This is a genomic window from Acetivibrio ethanolgignens (assembly GCF_001461035.1).
In the GTDB taxonomy this organism is placed as follows: Bacteria; Bacillota; Clostridia; order Lachnospirales; family Lachnospiraceae; genus Velocimicrobium; species Velocimicrobium ethanolgignens.
In genome coordinates this window covers 7941-12907 of the sequence record NZ_LNAM01000201.1, presented here as the reverse complement: position 1 = coordinate 12907, position 4967 = coordinate 7941, and the positions used below count along the sequence as shown (strand labels likewise).

At 30.6% G+C, this 4967-nt stretch carries 4 protein-coding genes; all 4 read right to left on the bottom strand.

The window, feature by feature from the left end; genetic code table 11:
- Positions 1-50 precede the first annotated feature (50 nt).
- Positions 51-521 (bottom strand): DUF262 domain-containing protein, encoded by a 471-nt coding sequence (locus ASU35_RS16135; RefSeq protein WP_207644145.1) that lies wholly within the window; start codon positions 519-521, stop codon positions 51-53.
- Positions 496-2025, bottom strand: a complete 1530-nt coding sequence (locus ASU35_RS16130; protein ID WP_058354008.1) for an ATP-binding protein — start codon at positions 2023-2025, stop codon at positions 496-498. The genes ASU35_RS16135 and ASU35_RS16130 overlap by 26 nt, the downstream gene beginning before the upstream one ends.
- 78 nt (positions 2026-2103) lie before the next feature.
- On the bottom strand, positions 2104-3711 hold the full coding sequence (locus ASU35_RS16125) for an ATP-binding protein (protein WP_058354007.1): 1608 nt from the start codon (positions 3709-3711) through the stop codon (positions 2104-2106).
- Positions 3701-4819, bottom strand: coding sequence for an SIR2 family protein (locus tag ASU35_RS16120; RefSeq protein ID WP_083504349.1), 1119 nt, complete (start codon positions 4817-4819; stop codon positions 3701-3703). Before ASU35_RS16120 ends, ASU35_RS16125 begins: the two co-directional genes overlap by 11 nt.
- Positions 4820-4967 lie beyond the last annotated feature (148 nt).

Below are 4967 nucleotides of genomic sequence, written 5' to 3'. Positions count from 1 at the left end.
AGTATATCAGATATAGGAAGAAGATTTAAGAACGCTATGTTTTGAAGCACTTACAAAAAAGGTGGTAAATCTTTATAATATGATCCATTTAAAAGTTCCAATACCTCCAATCCCTCCAACTTATATGCATTTGTCATAAATCCATATATTGCAGTAAGACGCTGTTGACCATCTATCACGGAATATCTTGCCACATCATCATCTACTTCTTCATCAACATCAACATCTTGTGACAAATACACTGTCGGAATAGGAATATTTAGAATTAAACTTTCCATTAATCGAGATGATTCTGAATCATTCCATCTATGGTTCCTTTGATAATCGGGATTTAATTTTATAATTCCTTTTTTTATCATTTTTACAAGAGTTTCTAAATCATATTCTATATTTTGGGTTTTTACGGTTCTTTCCTTTGCAACTATCTGTAATTTTTCTAAATTATCTTTTAAATTTGAGCTAGCCATTTTACCATTCCTTTCTTTATAAATTCTATTATATAATTTTCCATTCTCCCCCATTATCTGGACCTTTTCGTTCTATGATACCTTTATCCTTTAATTCTGATATATATCTTGCAATTGTTCTATCTGTAACATCTAAGGCTATTCTTAATTCATCAATAGAAATATTCGGATTTTCCGAAATCATTTTCAAAATTTTACACGCTTTAGAAAGCTTCTTCTGAGAATATTTAGGCATTAACTGTTTGATTTTTTCTTCCGAAATTTCTATGACATTTTCTATGACATTTTCTATGACATTTTCATCAGATTCCTTTTCCATCTTCATCACAAGTGTCACCTGATCGAGATTTGTATCTTCAATCAATTCAGGTTTTATCCATCCTTCTGACTTCCACACATCAAGAATTGTCGGGAATCCAGAGCCAGCATTATCGCCAAATCCAACCAATCTAAGCATAGTCTGCATATGAGGATTTCTTGACTTTGAATTACCTCCACGATAAATATCCTCTAACGGAAGTTTCAAAATTCCCGGATTTGTAAATTCGAACGAATCAGACCTCTTAATTACTTTCAATACTCCTGCATCCATTAAGTAATCCGCGTGAATAATCATATTTACAAAGCCTTCACGAACTGCTTTGTGAACCGGAGTATCATCTATACGCTGAACGCCACCTTCCAATTTAAATGGCTTTTTTAAATCCTCAGTTAATTTAGGTGTTACTTTTGTAAAGAAATTAAACAGGTTATTTTCCCATGTACCATCATAAGTAATTCTGTCATTCCAGCGGATATCTGCTGTCACTTGACTCTCATTACGATAATCCATAAAAACATTATCAAAACGTTCTCTGATAGCCTGTCCTGTACCAAACATCAAAAGTCCAGCTAATGTCAAGCCTTCTACTCCAGTTTTTCTATCTTTCCTATAGCCACCCAGCTTTTCAAGAAAAGATTTGTCATCCAAAGCATTCCATACATGTCCATCATTTCTGATTTCAAAAATCTGACGATATTTTCTTAATGTTTCTTTATCAATATCGTCCATTTTATAATACTCAATTATTTGATTATCATTGCCCTCTGGATTTTGATCTCTTATCATTCCTCTAATCTCATGCTCTGTCGCATGATAATCGCCTTCATGATTTCTTTTATATGTTCCCTTATAGGGATTTTCTCCAACATATACCGGACGCATATTAAAATCAGCTCTAGGAACATGAATCACAACTAGACTTATACTGCCATCTTCAACAATCTTTACATCGTCATCAGTTAATAGGTTTATATTCACCTTATTTCCATTAATCGTATTCCAAAAATCTTCTTTCTGCTTAGGCGCATCCTCTATTCCTTGTATTATAAATCGTTCCTTCGGATCAGTCTTTGTTTTATCTTCTCTTACTCCAAGTATGATATATCCACCTTTTGTATTGGCAAATGCAGAATATGACTCATACGCAGATTTTGGTACGCTTTTTTCTGCTTTTTTGCACTCTATATCAACTTTTTCACCTTGGTAAATGAGATTCTTTAACTCCTGCATATTCATGCGTTGCACCTGCTTTCTTTATTACATTAATCTCCTAATCCTATCTGCTCTGTAATCTTTAAAAAGTAAAATTTTCTTTTATAAAAGAGGAGTATCATTATATTGCTTTCTTTTGCATTTTGTTATATTTAAGTAAATATTGTTAATCAAATTAACACTTGTTAAAATTGCTTCTCCACAATTCAATTTTTTAACTTGCTTAACAGAATATTCATCTAAATGATTTTTTACTGTTCGTATCTCATCATCATGTGTTAACCGATGAATTAATAGTGTTCCCATTTGACCTAAGAGTATAGGCGAAACGTCCTGCGGATTTTGAGATGTTAAGAAAAGAAAAATACCTTTTTTTCTTCCTTCTCTTGCCAAAAGCACCAATCCATCATGAAATTCTTCTTCTGAATAAGGTGATTTTGTATACCTATGCACCTCGTCTATAAAAAAAACAAATGGAATAATTTCATCCTGCGAGATTAAGCAATTACATATTAAATCAATAATCATTCCGCCAATGCCTTCTGATGCCCCAAGTTCTGACGAATTTATATAAAGACTTGCGTTTGGCGTATGAATAAATGTCTCAACCTCATCTAACAAATTTTTCTTTTGTGGGTCATATTTAAAAAAATCCAAAAAATTTGTATTACTTAACTGATACGATACTTTTTGTACCAAATAGCTATTTGAATTTGCTCTAAAAATACTATAATCGTATACACCACCTTTTCTTGCTTCTTCAACAGATTCTGCTGCTATCTGTTCTGGAAGTAGCGAAATATCAAAATCATTATCATCATTTTGTATAGAAGATAGTTCTTTTTGTAATTGTGCAATATTCTTTCCTACTTTTTCTAAACAGCAATTCTCCCCATTTTTATGCTGATAACGCAAAGATTTAATTGCTTCTGCAAGAACTGCACCTTGTGTATTACTATTCATTTCAAAAAGTACAGACCATTGCTGCATAGAAAGTTTACTTGGTGAAACAATTGTATCAACTCCTAGATTTAATTTTTTCACTTCCTGTTCTGAAAATGAATCTCTATACTCTCCTGTTGGATCAATGATTAATATTTTTTTATTTTCTTCAATTAATTTATCCAATATAGATAATGCAGAAGTCGATTTTCCACTATTTGTAGTCCCTACTGCAAATAAATGGTGATCAAACAATGTACTAGGCTTAAAACTAACCTCAACATCATTCATATTCAGATAAGTTGCAAATGATTTAAGCTGAACTTCGGACGTTTTTGTTGTCTCAACAGATTGTAAATATATTTGTATTACTTTCTCATTAGCAAAATATACCTTTTCAGCAATACCAACCGTCGTAAATTCTGGCAATCTAAACTTTTTATCATCATCTGCCATAATTCCTATAATATCAATATTTAATTCAGGATAAACACTCTCTGTGTTTCCAAAATTAATTGAATCGTGTATTTTGTCAGAAGATCCAACTTTATTTTGAAAAACCTCGCCTAAAAATACTCCTCTAACTGAATCAATTACCACTAAATAATTAATCGTATTTGGAATCAACGATTCATCTAATAGCTTCCTATGTGATAATACAGATAAATTTTCTACTTGTACAACACTATTATCTCTATATACCTGTGAAACCCTTCCCATAAAATAATTGCTTTTATCCATTTTATTATATAAAGAATCAATCGTCATAATGTTCACCCAAATAATCTACTAAATCTGAATTCATTGTTGCTTTTAAAAATGCAATTTGATAATTATGTTGCATCAAATCTTGTAATCGAATCCAATTTTCATTTTCCTGATTAATATTATAATCACTAATCAATAGTGCTAAACTCTTATTATGCAAAATTGCTTGTATTATCATTTGTGAAATATGATTGTCTGCAAAACTAAAACCTGTCGTAATAAGCAATGTATTCGGTCTTTTTAATAATTCTTGAAATTTTATAAATAGCTCAAAATATGGTTCCTGGTAACTCTGCATATATTTATTTGAACTTGGAAATATCATAATAGGATTTTTAACATTGTTTTTTTCTTTTCTAAAAATATGCTTATCACTACGTTCCCAAGTTAATGAACCATGTAACTTAAGCAAATTAATTATATTTTTCTTATATTCAAGTTCTCTAGTTTTTATATTTTCAATATCTTTCACAAGATTCCATTCAAACATATCACTGTCAAACTGCGGTCTATGAGCAAAAGTAAATCCATCAATTACTGTAAAACCTATACTATCTGCCGCATCTTCTATCAATGTATCGTAATTCGTCGTTACAATAGATAATTTACTTGGTGTTTTTACTAAATGTGAGACAGTATTTATAAAAGCTGAATGTTTCAAATATGACTCATCATAATCATAACTTGTGTTTGAAATAATCAAATCGAAAATCTTATTTTTTGATACTTCATATTTAGGATAATCACCCTCAGCTACATATTTTTCAAAAGAAAGCAGGTCAGATAAAAAGTCCTCCAAATTAAATTTAGGATTTATTTTACTTTCTTCCACTTCTTCCACTGGAACATTATATTTACAAAAATCAGCCAACTCCTGAAGCGTAAAGCAGTTAGAATCCATCTTTAATTCTTTATTAATCAATTCTGCCAACATAGATACCGTTTTACCAAATTTTTCACATATATTATTACCATTTAACACTACAGAGGCCCCTGCACCTACCAATACAATAATATTATCATAATTTTTATGAATAAAATGTGACATTTCTTTTTTTATCAAAAGTTTGAACGAAGCATCATTGATAATATTCCCATCCTCATCCATAAGAGGAGTCCCATTTTTTAAGTATTTATCATTATCATATGTATACTTATTATTAACTGATTTAAAATACTAAATCATAAAAATATCTCCTTTTTCCGTCATTGGTACACCTGCTTTTATCCTGTTTTAGTTAATGTAATTATACCAT